At 46.7% G+C, this 18,981-nt stretch carries 14 protein-coding genes and 1 riboswitch; of the genes, 9 read left to right on the top strand and 5 right to left on the bottom strand.

Going from position 1 to position 18,981, the window contains the following annotated elements; all coding sequences use genetic code 11:
- Positions 1 to 24: 24 nt before the first annotated feature.
- From QK890_RS00795 to QK890_RS00775, 5 genes are all read right to left on the bottom strand, one after another.
- Positions 25 to 597, bottom strand: coding sequence for a cob(I)yrinic acid a,c-diamide adenosyltransferase (locus tag QK890_RS00795; RefSeq protein WP_005777966.1), 573 nt, complete (start codon positions 595 to 597; stop codon positions 25 to 27).
- Complete coding sequence (locus QK890_RS00790) at positions 597 to 1,931, bottom strand: cobyrinate a,c-diamide synthase (protein WP_044300202.1); 1,335 nt, start codon at positions 1,929 to 1,931, stop codon at positions 597 to 599. Before QK890_RS00790 ends, QK890_RS00795 begins: the two co-directional genes overlap by 1 nt.
- Before the next feature lie 71 nt (positions 1,932 to 2,002).
- Positions 2,003 to 2,737, bottom strand: coding sequence for a DUF6064 family protein (locus tag QK890_RS00785; protein ID WP_367627117.1), 735 nt, complete (start codon positions 2,735 to 2,737; stop codon positions 2,003 to 2,005).
- Between the two features lie 33 nt (positions 2,738 to 2,770).
- Positions 2,771 to 3,256, bottom strand: coding sequence for a threonine/serine exporter family protein (locus QK890_RS00780; RefSeq protein WP_005777972.1), 486 nt, complete (start codon positions 3,254 to 3,256; stop codon positions 2,771 to 2,773).
- Positions 3,253 to 4,020 (bottom strand): threonine/serine exporter family protein, encoded by a 768-nt coding sequence (locus tag QK890_RS00775; RefSeq protein ID WP_005806347.1) that lies wholly within the window; start codon positions 4,018 to 4,020, stop codon positions 3,253 to 3,255. Before QK890_RS00775 ends, QK890_RS00780 begins: the two co-directional genes overlap by 4 nt.
- Before the next feature lie 810 nt (positions 4,021 to 4,830).
- Positions 4,831 to 5,069: riboswitch (cobalamin riboswitch) on the top strand.
- Between the two features lie 54 nt (positions 5,070 to 5,123).
- On the opposite strand from QK890_RS00775, the gene QK890_RS00770 reads away from it, so the two are divergent.
- The 9 genes from QK890_RS00770 to cobJ all read left to right on the top strand — a co-directional run bounded on the left by QK890_RS00770 (position 5,124) and on the right by cobJ (position 18,975).
- On the top strand, positions 5,124 to 7,199 hold the full coding sequence (locus QK890_RS00770; RefSeq protein ID WP_250717686.1) for a TonB-dependent receptor: 2,076 nt from the start codon (positions 5,124 to 5,126) through the stop codon (positions 7,197 to 7,199).
- A 3-nt stretch (positions 7,200 to 7,202) separates the two neighbouring features.
- Positions 7,203 to 8,120, top strand: a complete 918-nt coding sequence (locus QK890_RS00765) for a sirohydrochlorin cobaltochelatase (RefSeq protein ID WP_367627116.1) — start codon at positions 7,203 to 7,205, stop codon at positions 8,118 to 8,120.
- The gene (locus QK890_RS00760) at positions 8,117 to 10,471 is read left to right on the top strand and encodes a TonB-dependent receptor (protein ID WP_367627115.1); all 2,355 of its coding nucleotides are present in this window, start codon (positions 8,117 to 8,119) and stop codon (positions 10,469 to 10,471) included. The genes QK890_RS00765 and QK890_RS00760 overlap by 4 nt, the downstream gene beginning before the upstream one ends.
- Positions 10,471 to 11,943, top strand: a complete 1,473-nt coding sequence (locus QK890_RS00755) for a PepSY domain-containing protein (protein ID WP_367627114.1) — start codon at positions 10,471 to 10,473, stop codon at positions 11,941 to 11,943. Before QK890_RS00760 ends, QK890_RS00755 begins: the two co-directional genes overlap by 1 nt.
- Before the next feature lies 1 nt (position 11,944).
- Positions 11,945 to 15,883, top strand: a complete 3,939-nt coding sequence (locus tag QK890_RS00750) for a cobaltochelatase subunit CobN (protein WP_250717692.1) — start codon at positions 11,945 to 11,947, stop codon at positions 15,881 to 15,883.
- A 2-nt stretch (positions 15,884 to 15,885) separates the two neighbouring features.
- Positions 15,886 to 16,446: a hypothetical protein gene (locus QK890_RS00745; RefSeq protein ID WP_235330928.1), complete on the top strand. Its 561-nt coding sequence runs from the start codon at positions 15,886 to 15,888 to the stop codon at positions 16,444 to 16,446.
- A 16-nt stretch (positions 16,447 to 16,462) separates the two neighbouring features.
- Positions 16,463 to 17,077, top strand: a complete 615-nt coding sequence (locus tag QK890_RS00740) for a MotA/TolQ/ExbB proton channel family protein (RefSeq protein WP_220576282.1) — start codon at positions 16,463 to 16,465, stop codon at positions 17,075 to 17,077.
- Positions 17,046 to 17,369: a DUF2149 domain-containing protein gene (locus tag QK890_RS00735; RefSeq protein ID WP_122142161.1), complete on the top strand. Its 324-nt coding sequence runs from the start codon at positions 17,046 to 17,048 to the stop codon at positions 17,367 to 17,369. The genes QK890_RS00740 and QK890_RS00735 overlap by 32 nt, the downstream gene beginning before the upstream one ends.
- A 196-nt stretch (positions 17,370 to 17,565) precedes the next feature.
- The gene (cobJ, locus tag QK890_RS00730; RefSeq protein ID WP_250717694.1) at positions 17,566 to 18,975 is read left to right on the top strand and encodes a precorrin-3B C(17)-methyltransferase; all 1,410 of its coding nucleotides are present in this window, start codon (positions 17,566 to 17,568) and stop codon (positions 18,973 to 18,975) included.
- The last annotated feature ends 6 nt before the right edge of the window (positions 18,976 to 18,981 follow it).

The raw sequence follows: 18,981 nt of genomic DNA, 5'->3' as shown, positions 1-18,981 counted from the left end.
TTGACAGAATTTGGGATAGGCTTCTTATTTTTTCTTTTTCTTATATGCGAACGACTGCCAGCGCTCTTCCGGCCAGTCCTGTTGTTGCATGTCGTAGCGTGCCATAACAAAAAACAGGTCGGACAAGCGGTTGATAAAGCTCAGGATTTCTTCCGGGACGGCATCTTGCCGGTTCAAAGTCCAAAGACGGCGTTCTGCTCTTCGGGCAACTGTGCGGGCAAACTGCAATTGGGCAGAAACCGGTGTGCCTCCGGGCAGCAGGAAGTAACCATTCTCTTTCAGCTCGGCCGTCATCGCATCCATTTCCTGCTCACAGAAGGTTGCCAGATGGGGTGATAGACTGTTCGGGTTCTTGTCGCGAATGGCCGACGGAGTCGCTACATGACTCATAACCACCATCAACTCCCGCTGGAGGGTATGCAGCAACCTTTGCCAATCATGTGTTTGCGGAAGCAATGAACGGATTATGCCGATCACCGCATTCAACTCATCGATGGTTCCGTTTGCTTCAATCCGGATATCGTCTTTTTCTACCCGTTCTCCACCATGAATACCGGTTGTTCCCCGGTCTCCGGTCCGTGTATAGATTCGTTTCATTATTCAAATAATTTAAGTAAATCAATCTCTCCCCAGTATAGATGCGTGTAACTGGCTATCACGTTTTTGTATCGGAACACAGGTGTACCGACAGGTATTCCCTTGGCATTGTATACCTGAGTGACAGACTCCGGCAGTTCTTCCGTCTTCGGTTCGAATTGCGTATAGTGGAACTCGTGGCCGCGAAGATGCTGTCCGTTATAATCGAAAGACCGATACCCCAACGTCAAACGCCTGTCGGCTTTACGGCTTGAAATATAGAAAGGAAATACCCCTGTTTGCGGTCCGGTCGCAATCCCCGGATGTTCCGGCCGGTCGAAGAGGATACCTTTAGAAAGGTAAATCATCCCTCCGCATTCGGCAAGCACGCGCCCGCCCGCCTCTGCATAGTTACGGACAGACTGCATTCTTCGCCAAGCCCGACTCAGCCGGGTATGACATTTCTCCGGATAGCCTCCGGGAAGATAGAGCAGATCGGTTCCTTTCGGCAACGGACGATTGTGTTCAGGATTGAAAAAGGTAACGGTTCCCAAACGGCGAAGTATATCCAGATGTTCCTGATAGATGAAAGAAAAAGACTCTGCACTGCATGCCACGGATATTTTTAAATCTCCTTGCCGGAAAGTATCCGGAGTAGAAGGTATGGGGGCAGGAAGCATTGTCTCTTCAAGCAGGCGGGTATAGTCGATGTGTGTTTCCATTAAGGCGGTCAACTCTTCAAGTGCATCCGTCCCTCCCGAACGGCTGAAGTCCAGCCCCAAGTAACGGGACTCCTGCACCAGATTCTCCCGCTTAGGCAAATATCCTAAACAGGAAATACCCAGTTCGCTACATACTTCCTGTAGCATTTCGTAATGACGGGGAGACCCTACACGGTTAAAGATAACTCCCGCTATTCTTATCTCAGGACGGAAATGAAGGAAGCCCGAAAGCAGAGGAGCCATCGAGTAGGCCGCCGACTTGGCATCGACTACCAATACGACGGGTAAATTCAGCAAGCGGGCTATTTCGGCCGAAGAACCCCGGTCACGGTCATATCCGTCATACATGCCCATCATCCCCTCCACAATACAGGCATCGGCCCCTGTGGCATAGCGGGCATAAAGTTCCCCCACATGCTCTGCCGAAGCCATAAAGGTATCCAGATTAATGGAAGGACGCCCACAAACTGCCGTATGATATTTGGTATCGATATAGTCGGGCCCGCACTTGAAAGGTTGTACTTTCAACCCTTTCTTTATCAATAATGCCATTAATCCGCGACTGACCGTTGTCTTTCCGCTGCCCGAAGAAGGGGCTGCTATCAGAAACTGAGAAATCATCCTACACTCCATATTGTCAGTTTTTATCCTGCAAAGATACGGATATTTCTCTCTAAGGGTATATCTTTGTCTGTAAAAATGCGCTATGGCTGCTGAGTCGGCACCAGTTCCAAAAACATGGTCGTGGTCAGTAAAATCCCGATAGATACGCAGACAAGAATAAGTAACCAATTAATATATTTTGCTTTAGGCTTGGTATCGGCATGCAGATTGTTGAGGAAATACTCCCGGAAAAAGAGGTATAATGCGGGAATCGTTGCACTGGCCAGCAGAAAATCTTCCGGAATATTAAAGAAGTAAGTTTTCGACAAACCGATAAGAGACCAATGGCACAGGAACAATACCAGAAACATATTCACTTTGCGCGAGAATAACAGAAGCAGACCGATGGTAAAAACGGTTACCGAGCAAGGCATCACCGGCGATGTAATGCCGGGAAAAACAAGTCCCCTTGCGACAGACACCAAAGGATATACGAATGGCAAAGCCAACAGCACGTACGAAAGCATATCGTATTTATGCGTACGCTCAAAAGTGGTATATCCGGTGATGGCATCCCACACCCATATCGTAGCCATAACAATCCAAAACATAGCCAATGCCCCGTTATAGCTGCGCTCGTCACAACAGATGGCATAGTATGCGATGGCAATCCACAAATACAGAAAAACCATATACAGTTTCATGCCCATCTTTACCCATGGACGGGGATTCTTTATTAGCATCACTGTCAGCAGCAAGCCGGCAACAATGATCAGCAACTGATAGATCCAGGTAGCAGAATTATAATACGCAATAGTTTTCCAGAATATCTCCATAAAATATAGATTCTTATTAAACAGATTAATTTATTAATGCCGCGTCAGGGAAAATGCTTTGTGAGGAAACAGGAACATGGGGAAAGTGGCTCCCACCGCCAACATAAAGATAACGGTACAGGTCACCAGTCCGTTGGCAAAGAATGTCTCCATGTATTTACCCAGCCGCTCCGGCTCGTTCATTGTTTGCAGACTCATAATCAGTGAAAACACCATGTTATAAGCAAACTTACCCGGAATCATCGGAAGCAATGCCGGTATATAGAGTACGGTCATCGGGCAATATACTTTCTGCCCGAGCCACAAGCTGCCGAAACCGATAATCAATGCTCCGAACAAAGAAGCCGTAGCAATATCCACCCCCAGAAAAGTCATCAGGCAATAACGGCAGGCATGTCCGGCAGCCGCAAGTAACGCAATCATCTTGAAAGCCCGCAACGGTGGATCGGATATAGCCCCAAAACCAATACCCGCAATTGCTGCAAAAAATCCATCGGAAAGAATATCTAAAGCTATCATATCAAACTGTTTTTAACCATTAACAATGTAAACGAAAGACCTATCGCAATGCTGACAATCAGCAGGGCAGCCTCCGTCAACCGGGCAAATCCCGTGAGGATATATCCTTCTACAATATCGATCACACCGTTGATCAGCGGCACGCCCGGTACCAGATAAAGCACGCTGGTTGCAAGGGCTATCTCAGAGGTAGTGTCAAAAATAAGTGCTGTCGACGCACATAATGACGCAACAAAAGCGGAAACAATAAAAATGATATAATGATTTATTTTCTTCTTCTGCATCTGTTGCTTCAGGAAAAGTCCCGTGATAGTAGCCGAAAAGACAATGCTCATAGAAATGATATCACCACCAAACAACTTACAGAACGAAGCATTGGCGAATCCAACCAGCAAAAGCACAAACAACGGATCTATTTTCGGTGCCGATATAATTTTATTGAACTTGTCCGCCATCTCGTGTAAAGGCAGATGTTTGTCATAAACCTCCCAACTCAAAGCACTCAATTCAGAGTTGTGTTCAAAACTGATCGGATGGGCAGGAATATCAATTACTTCGTTACAGGCCTCACCCGTTTCGTTATCAATAATGGTCAGGATAATGTTTTTATGAAAAACACTCAACTTCACATCCACCCCATAGGCTTCTCCGATACGCTTCGAGTTACGGATGACACGTGAGGTGTGCACACCTGCTCCCATCAGATGGGCCGAATATCCGGCAATGAACTTGGATATGGAAATCAAAGATTCATTTGTAGTCATAATGCTCACTTTTTTAAATCGGGCGCAAAAGTACAAAAAAGATAGGAAAGAGAGACATGATGCAACCTTTCATTTTATCCAAATCTTGTTTCGCACCGCTTTCCTGCTTCCATTCAGCATCTTCCATCATTGACATTTTGACATTCTGTCATCTTGTATTTTCTATGTGGCTTGTAGCGCATTTTTCGGAGTCTGTCCCAGGCTTCTCCGGAAAAAGCGCCGTATTTACAATTCTCCAAAAACAAAAGAACATTCGTGAACATATCTTCCAAGCAAATTAAAATATATCCACTGCATTTTGTAGCATAAAGCATATAAATAACTGATATTACAATCCAAACGATTAATCCGGCCGAGCATCGAGACGGAGTCAACCAGCATAAGAAACAGAGCTTTTAGTGCCTTTTTTTAGAGTGTTAACCTCACCCGGATACAATGTTAACTTCCTCTGAACGCAATGTTAACTTCCTCCGAATACGATGTTAACTTCATATAAAGACAATATTAACTTCCTAAAGGCAAGAAATCGATCATCTCTGATCATCCAAAGTATATTTAATCACAAAACAGTCCGGATATCGTATACTAATGCCATATTTATGCGGACTACTTTTCTATTTCACACATATAGAATTCTTCCCTTGTTTTAAAAACAGAGTAAATCCCTTCTTTCTGCTACAAATAAGCAGTAAACCGCGTCTTTTTGACTGAAAGACATCCGCCTTTCCCAATATAAAAGGCTTCACTTCTCCGATATACCTATAAATAAGTATATTCTTTAATTTATTTCTATATAAACTAATAAATGTATATCTTTGTCCCCGCTTAGGTGATGCAGTCGAAGCATTCCGTTCGATGCATAAAAGGGAATCCGGTGAGAATCCGGAACAGTGCCCGCTACTGTGATGCCCATATACTCCGCATTCTGTTCAAAGGAGGAAAGGAAAGCATTTCTACACATACCACTGTCGATGCCGGAAGGCAAGGCGGGAAGGTTGCTTTCTAAAAAAGGGATAGTCAGGAAACCTGCCGAGCAGACATAGATAACAGTGCCGTCCCGGGGTCAGGAAGGCCGTTTATTAACACATTATTCAAAAACATCAATGGACAAAAGATGCTTACTGACCATTCTCTTGGGAGGATGTGCAGCGGTGGGTGCGTTTGCACAGCAACACGCAACAGGCAAAGACAAAGAGATGACTGTGGACCTGAACCCTGTAGTTGTGACAGGTACCGGTACACACCAAAGACTGAAAAACACACCGGCTCCGGTGGAAGTAGTAACTGCCAACGAAATAAAGAAAGCCGGTATCACAGACTTTCAGCAGGCAATGACCATGCTCGTTCCTTCCCTTTCATTCTCTACCAACTCAATGGGTTCTTACCTGATGATGAACGGCCTCTCCAACAAATATGTACTTATACTGATTAATGGCCGAAAACTGACAGGAGACACATCCAATAACATCGACCTTTCGCGCATCGACATGAGCCGCGTGAAACGCATCGAGGTGCTTGACGGCGCAGGTTCATCGCTTTATGGTTCTGATGCCATTGCAGGTGTAATCAACATCATCACCAATGAACCGAAAGAACTGATGCAGGTGACTTCTACCACCCGATATGAAGATCATCGCCAACTGACACAAATGGTAAATGCGGACATCGCTACCGAAAAGTTCGGTTCGTATACCTCCTACAAACATGAACAAAGCGCAGGGTGGAGAAACAGTGACTTAGCATACGTAACAGATAGTAAAACAGGAGCAGTATCAACTATTCCCACCGTATCGCCTACATCCAATGGCTTCCACTCAAATTTAGTAAATCAAAAGTTCACTTTCCAACCGACTGAGAAGCTCTCTTTCTATGCTAATGGAGGTTACTACTGGAAATTAACAGATCGCCCTGTATACGATAAAAGCATCGACGGAGGTTCTAAATATGACTTGCATTACGAATCATATAACTTCGGTGTAGGCGGACGCTATAAAATCAATAAGCGTTCTTCTATTCAGTTGGATTTGATGAATGACAACTACATGCAAAATTATAAATATACTGTGGCTGATGACAAAAGCAAGATTGCCATCGGAGACTATGCCAAAACTAAAGAACAACATTTCTATGACGCAGAGTTAAAAGGTATCTTCAATTTTGCCAGAAACAATATGACTGTAGTCGGAGTAGATTACCGTTCAGAAAGCCTGGACCGTCCCAGTGCAAAGGTAGATAAGTCTGTGTATACAGCATCTGCTTATGCGCAACACGAAATTAAATTATGGAATTGTCTGACCGGTATTGCCGGTGTACGCTACGATTATCACGAACTGGCAGGAGGACGCTTTACTCCGAAAGTGGCTGTGATGTATTCAGTAGGTGCTTTCAATATTCGTGGTACTTATTCTACCGGTTACCGTGCCCCTGGTCTGGATGAACTTTATTATTATATGAATAAAGGCAAAACGATCACACAAGGTAATAAAGATTTGAAAGCAGAACACAGTAATTATTATTCTGTTAACTTGGAATACAATACAAACCGCTTAAATGTCTCTGTTACCGGTTATTTGAATTATATAGATGATATGATTAATTCTACTACATATAAACTTGCAGATCTTCCTAACGGTGAAGAGTTACGTGCTCAGGCCCAAAAAGAGTTCAACCTGACAGACTCTGAAACAAAAGCGTTAGCTAACTACAAACTCTACGGCAACCTCGATAAAGGTGTTGTCAGAGGTTTTGAAGTAAACGCAGCCACCAACCTCGGCGCAGGCTTCAGCCTGAACGGAAACTATGCTTACGCTTATGCACGTGGCAAGAGTGTGGACGGTGTATGGGGTAACATTGAACGCTCGGTACGCCACACAGGAACCGTAGCGGGGAATTACAGCCATTCCTGGGATGACTATCTGCTGAACATCAACATCAACGGACGTTTCCAGAGCAAACGCTTCCATCCGGGACACAGCTATGGTGACGCTCCGGGTTATGGGGTGTGGAACCTGAACGTAAAACATTCACTGACAGGATTCGAACACCTGGGACTGGACTTCGGCATGGGTCTCGACAACATTTTCAACAAACGTGATACCCGTCCCAATGGCGTTAACTACGCACTTCTTTCTCCGGGACGTATGGCATATGTAAGTTTAACTCTCCGATTCAAGAAATAACCAATGAAAACATCTATTCTCTCTTTACTCTTGTTAGTTTCCCTCTTCTGCTCCGCGCACGAAGGGGGAAACTTCGTGGCCTCCGATATGCTGGCCACCATGCAACCGGGCGATAAAGCCGCCCTTCTTATGGTACATTTCGGCACTACATACGATGACACCCGTACCAAAACCATCGATGCTATCAATGCCAAAGCCAAAGAAGCATTCCCGCAACTGGAAATGCGCGAGGCTTATACTTCACGTATTGTCATGCGCCGCCTCAAAGCTCGCGGCATTGAGAAACCCAGTCCACTGGAAGCACTGTTGAAACTTCTCGGAGATGGCTATACACATGTCATTGTGCAGAGTACTAACATTATAGAAGGTGTTGAGATGGAGTCGTTGAGACGTGACGTAGCCTCAGTAGCGCCATTCTTTAAAGAGATCCGGGTAGGTAACCCGCTTCTTTATTCGGTAGAAGACGCTGAGGCTGTGGTGGATATCCTGGGCAACAGCAAGCCGGAAAAAGGCAGTATGGTCCTCGTCGGACATGGCACTTATACCCCAAGTACAGCTACTTATGCCATGATCGACTATATGCTGAAAGCCAAAGGATTGAAAAACTTTCATGTAGGTACCATCGAAGGTTACCCTACATTCGACACCATGCTTCAGCAACTGAAGGATAACAAAACCAAGCAAGTGACATTGGTTCCCTTTATGTTTGTAGCAGGTGACCATGCCAACAACGACATTGCCGTCGACTGGAAAGAAGCTCTTGAAAAGGAAGGCTTGAAAGTAGATGTACGTATGCAGGGATTGGGTGAAATACCCGCTATCCAACAACTGTTTATCGACCATGCCCGGTTTATGCTGAAGCACAAAATGGTGGACATTATGAAGAAAAAAGCCAAATATGCAAAAGACAAAGACAAATGAAGAAAATAGTATTATTCGCATTAGGAAGCGCTTTGTTGCTTCCTTCGCAAGCACAACAGCAAAACAAAAAGTATACCAACTTCAATGATTCTATATTCTCAATCAACGAAGTAGTAGTGGCAACCAACTACAGACGAAAGACCGATGCCCTGAAACTGGATGTTCCCGCCAAGTTCATTCCTATTTCAACCAATTCAATCACTTCTGGGATGCTTGAGAAACGAAACATCCGGGACATACAGGAAGCTGCCCGTTTCCTCCCAGGTGTACGCTTCCGCACCTCCTACGGAGCCTTTACGCAGTTCTCCATCCGTGGGTTCGATAATTCCGTGATTATGGTGGACGGAGTACGTGACGAACGTTCATCCATCGACAATTCCTATCCGTTTATGGACCTGTCTTCCGTTGAAAGTATCGAATTGCTGAAAGGTCCGGCTTCGGTACTTTACGGACAGTCCGCCGTAGGTGGCGTTCTCAACATTGTCCGTAAAGCTCCCGTAAGCAAACAAAGCGTATACGCACGTCTCGCTTATGGCAGTTATTATAACAAACAGGCTACAATGGCATTAGGCGGCAAACTGGTAGGTCCCCTAAACTATCGTGCAAGCGTCAACTGGCAAGATCAGGAAGGATGGAGAAGTAATGCTACCAAACGTCTTTCCGGATACCTGGCCCTTGGCGGACATCTGACTGAAAGCGACGAACTGGACATCCGTATCGGCGCCAACCGCGATTTCTATCCGACCGAGATCGGTTTACCTCCCACAATGTCTTATGATATACTCTCAGCCACAGACGGCAGCAAATACCTAAGCAAAGGAGATGCCCTGCCCGGACTGAACAAAAAAGCCCGCTACAACAGTGAATCGGACTTTATGTACAACCGTGGTTTCAACGTATCCGCCATGTATAAACACACCTTCAGCGAAGCGTTCAAGCTGATGGACAAACTCTCTTATACTTATGACGATATTGATTACTTCGGTACTGAGTCATTGGACTATCTGACAAGTGACAGCCCTATCTATGATCATTATTACATGACCAAAGACAAGCAAGGTAACGACACCAAAAAGTATATCTGTCTGGATTCCATCTATTACAGCTATCCGCTACGCTTCTCACATATCGCTAAAACAGTGAACAACCAACTGGAAGCAAGCGGTAAGTTCTATACCGGAGACGTTGTGCACAACTATCTGGGCGGTTACTCTTTTGTATCCCTGATGCGTGACTCTTACATGGCTTATGGTGGCGGAAGTACCGGAGCTACCGGCCCCGGAGCCACAGGACACGGTTCGGTATATAATCCACACAGCATTGGCTGGATGGAAGCGCCTTTCAGATTTGTCACCGCACAGAAAACATTCACCCACGGATTTTACCTGCAAGACCTGGTGGAGTTCAGTGATAAACTGAAAATGATGCTGGCAGGACGTTATGACCTGTTCATGTACAAGACCGCCAACCTGAACACCAGCGACGGAGGACGCCATTATGACAAACCGGATGACGATGCATATAACAAAATCACCAACGGTGCCTTCACGTTCCGTGCCGGATTGGTGTATCTGCCTATTGACAAAGTGTCCATTTATGGTTCATACGGTACTTACTTCAAACCTATCCGCGCATTTTATGACGCTAATACCATTTACATTGATAAAGATGGTAAAGAGTTTATTCCGATAAATGGTAAAGAGGTATTCAAGCCGGAGAAAGGTTTCCAGGTAGAAGTGGGAGCACGATACGAAATCACACGTACGTTGCAGGCTAACGTAAGCTTGTTCTATATTAATAAAGATAATATCCGCCAGACTCTTGCAAACAAAGGAGACATTGCCAATGGTGTAGAACTGGACAAAAAAGTTGTAGGGCAAGTGGGTAGAATGGATTCCAAAGGATTCGATATTGATATTACCTGGAGTCCTATTTACAACCTGTCTATGAGTGCCGGATACGGATACACCGACGCCAAAGTGCGTGACCTGGCCAACAACCCTTATATGCAGACAAACGCAAGCGAAGGCAAGCAGTATGCTTATATCCCTAAAAATACTTTCTACGCTTTCGGTGCCTATACGGTTTCAAAAGGTATGATGAAAGGTTTGGGAGTGAATCTCTCTACCAGTTTCCAGGACAAAGTGTACCGCAACTCAGACAATACAAGTTCGTTCGATGCTTACTGGCTGACCGACCTCGGTCTCTCTTATACATTAAAGAGCAATGTGCGTCTGGGAGTCAATGTCAACAATCTGTTCAACAAGGAATACTGCAACCAGGCACTTGGCAATCAATTGATACCAAGCATGCCACGTAATTTCATGCTTTCTGCGTCTTATACTTTATAATGATGATCACGAAATTGATGTATACCATTCACAGGGTACTGGGCACACTGCTCAGTATCCTGTTTTTAGTTTGGTTCCTGTCAGCTTTTGTCATGATGTACCACGGATTTCCACGTGCATCTCAAGCTGAAAAATTAGAGAAACTGGAACCCCTGTCTCCTTCACTGCCTTCTGTCGGCGAAATCACTTCCCGACTGCCCGAAGGTGAAAAAGTGAAAGGAATCCGGATAGACCGATACCTCGGACAGACCATCTTCCACATCCGCACGGACAAAGGTGAACATAATCTGCCCGCTGACTCTGCTCAGGTACTACCATCTGTAGACGGATCCCGTATCCGCCGGACAGCGTCCCTATGGTGCAGTGCGCCGGTGGAGCGGATAGATACGCTGAACCGGCTCGACCAATGGGTTCCGTTCGGTAGCCTGAAGAAGGAGTTTCCCATTTATAAGTTCCATTTTGCCGATGCGGAGAGACACCAGTTATACATCGGCTCACAAAGTGGAGAAGTATTGCAGTTCACCACCCGTAACGAACGTTTCTGGGCATGGCTGGGGGCTATTCCACATTGGGTTTACTTCACCTGGCTCCGGCAAGATGCCGCTTTATGGAGCGTCACGGTGATCTGGCTGTCGGGCATTGGCTGCCTGATGACGATTGCAGGACTGTGGGTAGGTATCGACATCTGGCGCCGCTCACGCAAACAGGGAAAAGGTTTCTCTCCCTATCGCAAAAAGTGGTATCACTGGCATTATGTGACGGGAATCGTTTTCGGTCTCTTCGTGCTGACATTCTGTTTCAGCGGAATGATGTCGCTGGCAGAAGTTCCGTCCTGGATCAGCAAACCGGTATTGGATAAAAATCCCACACGCGAAATAAAGAAAGGAGCACCGAGGTTAGAGCAGTATGTGCTGGATTACCGCCGGATATTAACCGAATATCCCGACGTACGCCAGATAGAATGGAGTAATTTCCGCTCACAACCTTACTATATAGTAAAACGAAGTGAAGGAGATCTATATATCGATGCATCGGACTCCCTATCGCGCCCGCTGAAACTGGACGAAAAGCAGATAACGGATGCCGTGAGAGCCATACATGGTGACAGTGCCCGGCTACATGTAGCACTGATCAACGAATTTGAAACCTACTACAGGGATATGAGCCGGATGTACCGTGACCGCAGTCTGTTGCCCGTCTGGAAAGTCACTGTCGGCGACGCAGACAAGAGTTGTTACTACATCCATCCAGAAACGGCCACCGTACGATATGTGAACGATACGGCCCGTTGGAAATACTGGATGTACACTGCCCTGCACCGCTTACGCATACAGGGGCTGAACTCTTCGCCTACACTCCGTAAAACCGTTCTTTGGGTACTATTGCTGGGCGGTACTGTCTGTTCGCTGAGTGGTGTAGTGCTCGGAGTGAGGTACATCGAACGTAAATGCAGAAAGAAAATAAAAAGATAAAATGAAAGTACTGACCTTCTTTCACCATAAGAAAACACTGTATATAGCCGGAAGCATACTGCTTCTGGCTACTGCCTTTACTATCGGTTATCTGCACTGGATGGCTCCGACACAGATTCTGATCGTAAATCCGTTGCCCGCACAGGCAGCCGACATTGTACTGAACAATGACAGCCGTCACATTCAGGTCACTTGCATACAAACCGAAGATCTGAAATCACTCAAAGGTTATGACGCTGTTGTGCTCTATGGGCGGAGCCTCAACCTGACCGACAGCCAAACAAAGGAGATAGAACGTACTGCTTCTGCCGGTGTTCCTGTTTTCACAGTCTCGCTACGCAACTTCAACACTGTCATTAACCGTAACATCACCTCCGACGAAGAAGCGATGTTGCTCCGTTATTTTGGCGATGCCTGTCGTCAGAATTACCGGAACGGATTACGTTACCTTCGCCGGATCGCCACTCCTTCACGTTGGAGTACAGAAGCGTTTGACGCCCCTCTGCGTTTACCGAACAATCTTTTCTACCATCAGGAATATGGCAAATACTTCAACACTCCCGAAGACTTGGAACAATATTTGCGACAAAAGGGAATCTACCACGAAGGGGGACGCAAAATCGCATTTATCTCAGGTATCAGTTTCCCGATGGAAGGAAACCGTGCCCATGTGGATACCTTAATATCACGAATGACACAAGCCGGATTTAATGTTTACCCCATCGCAGGCAAAGATAAACGTACCGAAATGCTGCGTAACCTCCATCCGGATGCAATGGTATACCTACCCATGGGTAGATTAGGCAACGATTCGCTGATAAACTGGTTACATACGGAAAACATCCCGATTTTCAACCCTTTCCCCCTGATCCAGTCACGGGAAGAGTGGCTCGATCCGATGAAGCCCGTCAGCGGAGGAACCTTGACAGCCCGTGTGCTTGTTCCCGAAATAGACGGAGGAATGACTCCCCTACTGATTGCTACACAAAACCTTCACGAAAGCGGTTATTATCTTCACGAACCCGAAATGGAAAGGGTTGACAACTTTATCAGTCACCTGCGCAAGCATCTGGATCTGCGTACGAAGCCCAACCGCGATAAACGAATTGCTATCTGCTATTTCAAGACACCGGGCAAAGACGCACTGCTTGCCAGTGGCATGGAAGTAATCCCCTCTCTCTATAACTTCCTGAAAAAGCTGCGCTCCGAAGGATATGATGTAAGCAATCTCCCTCCCACTGTCGAAGAGTTCGGCAAACAGATTTACCGGGACGGAGCCGTTATGGGTTCATATGCGGCAGGAGCCCAGGAAAAGTTTCTGTCGACAGCACATCCTGTCTGGCTGACCAAAACGCAGTATGAAAAATGGGCTCACGAAGTGATTGATGCAGAAAAATACAAAGAAGTAACCGAACGTTACGGCGAAGCCCCCGGCCACTTGCTGACCGGAAAGAACGAACAGGGCGAAGAGCAACTTGCCATCGCTTGTCTTCGTTTCGGCAATGTACTTCTCTTCCCCCAACCCCGTCCGGCACTGGGCGATGACGATTTCAAACTGGTACATGGTATGCCTGTAGCACCACCGCACAGTTACCTGGCACCTTATTTATATGTACAAAAAGAGTTCCGGGCGGATGCCTTGATTCATTTCGGCACTCACGGAAATCTGGAGTATACCCCCGGAAAAAATGTAGCTCTTTCGCATAACGACTGGGCAGACGCATTAGTGGGAGATTTACCCCACTTTTACTATTATACAACCGGAAATGTCGGCGAAGGTATCATCGCCAAACGCCGTACTCATGCCGTACTTGTTACCCATCTGACTCCCCCTTATGTAGAAAGCGGAATGCGCCAACGATATGCGTCTTTGCTGGAAGACATTCACAAGATACTTGCCGAAGGAACAGAAAAGAACCGGATATCTGGATTACGCATCAAAAAAGAAGTGGTTAAACTTGGACTGCACCGTGATCTCAAACTCGACTCCACACTCAGCCGACCTTATACAGACGAAGAGCTGGAGCAGATCGATCTCTTTGCCGAAGAAATAGCCAATGAAAAGACAATCGGAGCCTACTACACATTGGGAGAAACTTATTCGGCCAGAGACTTACTGACTACCACTCTTGCCGTCAGTGCCGACCCTCTGGCCTATTCAATGGCAAAGCAAGACCGTGATAAAGGGAAAATCACTACTGAACAGTTGCAAGACTTCGGCTACATAGCCCATCATTATCTACCTGTTGCCAAACAACGGCTGATTCCCCTTTTACAGAATCCGCCCAAAGATACCGCAAGCATTGCCCCTGAACTTCGGGACGCACTTCGTTACCGCTCGCAACTGATAGCCTCCACCGATAACGAGCTGTCTGCCATGCTGCGCGGTCTCAGTGGAGGAACCGTATTCCCTGCACCGGGAGGAGACCCTGTTCTCAATCCTAACGTGCTACCTACCGGAAGAAATATGTATAGCATCAATGTGGAAACTACTCCCGGCGTAGCTTCGTGGGAAGACGGGAAACGATTGGCGGAAGCCACCTTGAAGGCATACCGTGAGAACCACGACGGAGAATATCCGCGTAAAGTAAGTTATTCTTTTTGGGCAGGTGAATTTATCACTACCGAAGGAGCTACACTGGCACAAGTATTCTGGATGCTCGGCGTAGAACCCATCCGTGATAAAATGGGACGTGTAGTCGACCTACGCCTGGTACCTTCGGCAGAATTAGGACGTCCAAGGATCAACGTTGTCGTACAAGTATCAGGTCAATTGCGTGATATAGCGGGATCGCGGCTGACCATGCTTACCGATGCCATCCGACTGGCTTCATCTGCCGATAGCGAATCATTCCCAAACTACGTGTCGTCGGGCACACGCCTACAAGAAAAGCTACTGGTTGAAAAAGGCGTTTCCCCCAAGAAGGCACGTGAAATGTCAGTCATGCGTGTGTTTGGTCCTGTCAATAGCGGATATAGCACCGGCATGATGGCCTATACGGAAAAGAGTGACCGATGGGATAATGAATCGGAACTGGCAGACGGCTATCTCAACAATATGGGGGCAGCCTACGGAGATGAAGAAAACTGGGGAGAGATGCAAAAAGACCTCTTTGCCTCGGCACTCTCCGAAACAGACGTAGTGATACAACCCCGGCAAAGCAATACTTGGGGTCCACTCTCCTTAGACCATGTATATGAATTTATGGGAGGCCTTTCGCTAACAGTAAAAACACTGACCGGCAAAGAGCCCGATGCACTGATGGCAGACTATCGGAACAGGAATAACAAACGGATACAGAACGTCAACGAAGCCATTGCCGTAGAAGCAAGGGCTACCATCTTAAATCCTACTTTCATAGAAGAGCGAATGAAAGGCGGTGCCACCACGGCCCAGATGTTCGGTGAGATATTCCGTAACATCTTCGGGTGGCACGCTACCCGCCCTTCGGCTATAGACAAGGAGATTTTCAATGACCTGTACAAGATGTATATCCTTGACGAGAACCATCTGGGAATCCGAAATTATTTCCAACAGGTAAACCCCGCTTCCTATCAGGCAATGACTGCGGTCATGCTCGAAAGTGCCCGCAAAGGTTACTGGAAAGCAGATGACGAACAACTGAAAACAACCGCACAGCTCCATGCGGAAATCACCCGTGAAGCAGGAGCAGCCTGTACGGAATTTGTCTGTGACAACCGGAAACTCCAACAGTTTATAGAGAATAAGTTGACGCCATCCGAAGCCGGAAGCTATCGGGAAATTATGCAGGACATTCTTCAGGGAACCGGTACAGACGGAAAGAACATCGTACTGAAAGAGGAGAAACTGACCCAAGCCGAAAGCCGGGAAAAGAATATCGTCAATGGTATACTGACAGGGGGAATTGTTCTTATTATCTTTGCCGGAGTGATATTTCTATTAAAAAGGAAGAAGTAATCATGGAATCTGTCATTCATCTGCTGATGGGCTTCATTGTCCTGAATTTCATCCTGAAGATAGGATTCTATCCACGATGGGGAGTCTGGCTGGCAGGTATTGGCTGTGCAGTTTTCCTACTTGCCATAGGTGAGTGGGCTACGGAGCAATCAGCTACGGAGATAGCCTCCCTGTTTGCTTCCCGCTCCCGGATGCTGACCTTTTCTGTGTACATCACACTTGAGGCCTCCGTAATGATTGCCTTCTGCTTCAACTGTTTCGCTAAAGTTTTACCACACCCGACTCTCTTCCGGGAGACAGTCAGCCGGATATTGAATCTATATCCCGGTCTACTTATGGCAGTTGTTCTCGCCTATCTGTTGCCCCAACTGTTTTTTACCTTTCCGGGAATCAGTTTCAGGCTTATCACTGTCGTATGTTCAGTATCGGTTTTCATACTGATACCCATCATCAGTTTACTACTGAAAAGTATATTGGGAGAGACAAGACTCCGGCTTGAGATGCTCTTCATCACCAGTTTGTTTGTTGTATTGTTGAGTATCATTGTCACAGGAAATAACTAAATAACAAATATAATTAATGGAAACAATATCAAATGCACTATTCTGGATATCCAACGGATTACTCGTTCCGGTGGTAGTTTTGCTATTGCTGTTTTTTGCAAGAGCAATCCTGCTGGCAGGGGGCTTTTTTGGAGAATTCTACCGTAGAATAAATACCCAGAAGAACTTTGCCCGGCAATTGGAAGAGTTAACTCCCGAAAACGCCGGAGAAAAGATAGGACTTCTTGTGGGAGATAACAACACTCTTCTGCAACAATGCCTCGTCAAGCTATACTCCCACCGGGAGAATACAGCCTATTGCGAACGTCTGCTTGCCAATTTTGAGGTAGATGCTGAACAGGAATTAGGCCGGTCACGTACCTTTGTCAAATTAGGCCCGATGCTTGGATTAATGGGAACCTTGATTCCCATGGGGCCTGCACTTGTCGGCCTGGCTACAGGAGACATTGCCTCGATGGCCTACAACATGCAGGTAGCCTTTGCAACCACAGTTGTAGGCATGGTAATAGCCGCCATTGGCGTGATTACCCTACAAATCCGTCAACGTTGGTATGCCCGCGAAATGAACGATCTCGAGTTTATAAGTAAAACCCTTTATAATGCGAAACAGACTCCTGCACAGCCAGAATGATACCGACCCGATGGGAACGGTAGCTAACTTATTTGATGTAGCAATGGTATTTGCCGTGGCACTGATGGTAGCACTCGTCAGCCGATTCAATATGACCGAGATCTTCTCAAAGGAAGATTATACCATGGTAAAGAATCCCGGAAAGGAAAACATGGAAATCATTACCAAAGAAGGCAAAGAGATTAAACGATACACTCCTTCCGAACAAAAAGAATCGTCCGGCAAGCGGGGCAGGAAAGTAGGTGTAGCCTACGAACTGGATAACGGAGAAATCATTTATGTTCCCGAATAAAAGGCTAAAAACGGATTAATCCTTATCTTTGCTACATAGTTTTTCTAAATCAGGAATAGGAAATGAATCAGGTTCACCACAGAGGACACAGAGGGCACAGAGTTTTAATCTCTTGTTTATATGGATGTTTAAGAGAAAGATATTCTCTGTGCCCTCTGTGTCCTCTGTGGTGAATAATACTCAAAACCGATAAATTATGAAACAACCCAAGATAATCGTAGCCGGCATCGGGCCGGGAAGTGAACAAGATATTACCCCTGCGGTACTCGCTGCCGTGAGTGAAGCAGACGTAGTGGTGGGATACAAGTATTATTTTCGTTTTATCCGTGACTTTGTCCGTCCGGATGCCGAATGTATCGACACCGGAATGAAGCGCGAACGGGTTCGTGCCGAACAAGCTTTCGAATACGCCGAACAAGGCAAAACAGTCTGCGTCATCAGTTCGGGCGATGCAGGTATTTATGGCATGACTCCCTTGATATATGAAATGAAACGCGAACGACAGAGCGATGTGGAAATCATCGCCTTGCCCGGAATCAGTGCTTTCCAAAAAGCTGCCTCCCTGCTGGGTGCTCCGGTAGGACACGATTTCTGCGTCATCTCCCTCTCCGACCTGATGACTCCGTGGGAACGCATCGAACGCCGTATCATCGCCGCCGCACAAGCCGATTTTGTAACTGCCGTCTACAACCCCAAAAGCGAAGGACGCTACTGGCAGCTATACCGCCTCCGGGAATTGTTTCTGCAGGAAGGGCGCTCGCCGGAGACTCCGGTGGGATATGTCCGCCAGGCAGGCAGAGATGAACAGGAAATACACGTAACGACTCTTTCCGCATTCGATCCGGAAGAAGTAGACATGTTCACGGTCATCATCATTGGTAATTCGCAAACCTACTCTTTCGGTGAAACGATGATTACTCCCCGCGGGTATTATCGTGAGACAAAAGAAGACGCAACCGGCATCGGACAGGATATTATGATACGCAGTTTCCGTACCATCGATGGAGAATTGAAAAACAAAAACATCCCGCTCGACCATAAATGGGCTTTGCTCCATGCCATCCACACAACGGCGGACTTTGATATGGAAAAACTACTCTACACCGACCCCGGTGCAGTGGCTTCACTTTATCATGCCATCGGTGAGGGAAAATTGAAAACGATTGTCACAGATGTGACCATGGCTGCATCCGGCATTCGCAAAGGTGCCTTGCAACGTCTGGGTATCGAGGTAAAATGTTACCTGAATGATGAAAGGGTAGCAGAAATGGCTGCCTCTAAAGGCATCACCCGCACACAAGCCGGTATCCGCCTGGCCGTAGAAGAACACCCGGACGCTCTATTCGTATTTGGCAATGCTCCCACGGCACTCATGGAACTGTGCGACCTGATCCGCAAAGAGAGAGCACAGCCGTCCGGCATCGTTGCCGCTCCCGTAGGTTTTGTCCACGTACAGGAGTCCAAGCACATGACCAAACCCTTCGTTCACATCCCCAAACTGATTGTAGAAGGCCGTAAAGGAGGCAGTAACCTGGCAGCCACACTGGTCAACGCCATCCTCTGTTATCCGGATGCCGAACAATTAAGACCGGGAAGAGACGTTTAAAAGGAG

This window comes from Bacteroides sp. NGMCC 1.200775 (assembly GCF_040798045.1).
GTDB lineage: Bacteria > Bacteroidota > Bacteroidia > Bacteroidales > Bacteroidaceae > Bacteroides > Bacteroides hominis.
This window is presented reverse-complemented; position numbering and strand designations above follow the sequence as displayed.

What these genes read in the sequence shown, in the direction of transcription:
- QK890_RS00745 (WP_235330928.1), top strand. Translation starts at nt 15,886, where the DNA reads ATGGAATCTGTCATTCATCTGCTGATGGGCTTCATTGTCCTGAATTTC.
- QK890_RS00765 (WP_367627116.1), top strand. Translation starts at nt 7,203, where the DNA reads ATGAAAACATCTATTCTCTCTTTACTCTTGTTAGTTTCCCTCTTCTGC.
- QK890_RS00735 (WP_122142161.1), top strand. Translation starts at nt 17,046, where the DNA reads ATGCGAAACAGACTCCTGCACAGCCAGAATGATACCGACCCGATGGGA.
- QK890_RS00795 (WP_005777966.1), bottom strand. Translation starts at nt 597, where the DNA reads ATGAAACGAATCTATACACGGACCGGAGACCGGGGAACAACCGGTATT.
- QK890_RS00785 (WP_367627117.1), bottom strand. Translation starts at nt 2,737, where the DNA reads ATGGAGATATTCTGGAAAACTATTGCGTATTATAATTCTGCTACCTGG.
- QK890_RS00760 (WP_367627115.1), top strand. Translation starts at nt 8,117, where the DNA reads ATGAAGAAAATAGTATTATTCGCATTAGGAAGCGCTTTGTTGCTTCCT.
- cobJ (WP_250717694.1), top strand. Translation starts at nt 17,566, where the DNA reads ATGAAACAACCCAAGATAATCGTAGCCGGCATCGGGCCGGGAAGTGAA.
- QK890_RS00770 (WP_250717686.1), top strand. Translation starts at nt 5,124, where the DNA reads ATGGACAAAAGATGCTTACTGACCATTCTCTTGGGAGGATGTGCAGCG.
- QK890_RS00775 (WP_005806347.1), bottom strand. Translation starts at nt 4,020, where the DNA reads ATGACTACAAATGAATCTTTGATTTCCATATCCAAGTTCATTGCCGGA.
- QK890_RS00740 (WP_220576282.1), top strand. Translation starts at nt 16,463, where the DNA reads ATGGAAACAATATCAAATGCACTATTCTGGATATCCAACGGATTACTC.
- QK890_RS00790 (WP_044300202.1), bottom strand. Translation starts at nt 1,931, where the DNA reads ATGGAGTGTAGGATGATTTCTCAGTTTCTGATAGCAGCCCCTTCTTCG.
- QK890_RS00780 (WP_005777972.1), bottom strand. Translation starts at nt 3,256, where the DNA reads ATGATAGCTTTAGATATTCTTTCCGATGGATTTTTTGCAGCAATTGCG.
- QK890_RS00750 (WP_250717692.1), top strand. Translation starts at nt 11,945, where the DNA reads ATGAAAGTACTGACCTTCTTTCACCATAAGAAAACACTGTATATAGCC.
- QK890_RS00755 (WP_367627114.1), top strand. Translation starts at nt 10,471, where the DNA reads ATGATGATCACGAAATTGATGTATACCATTCACAGGGTACTGGGCACA.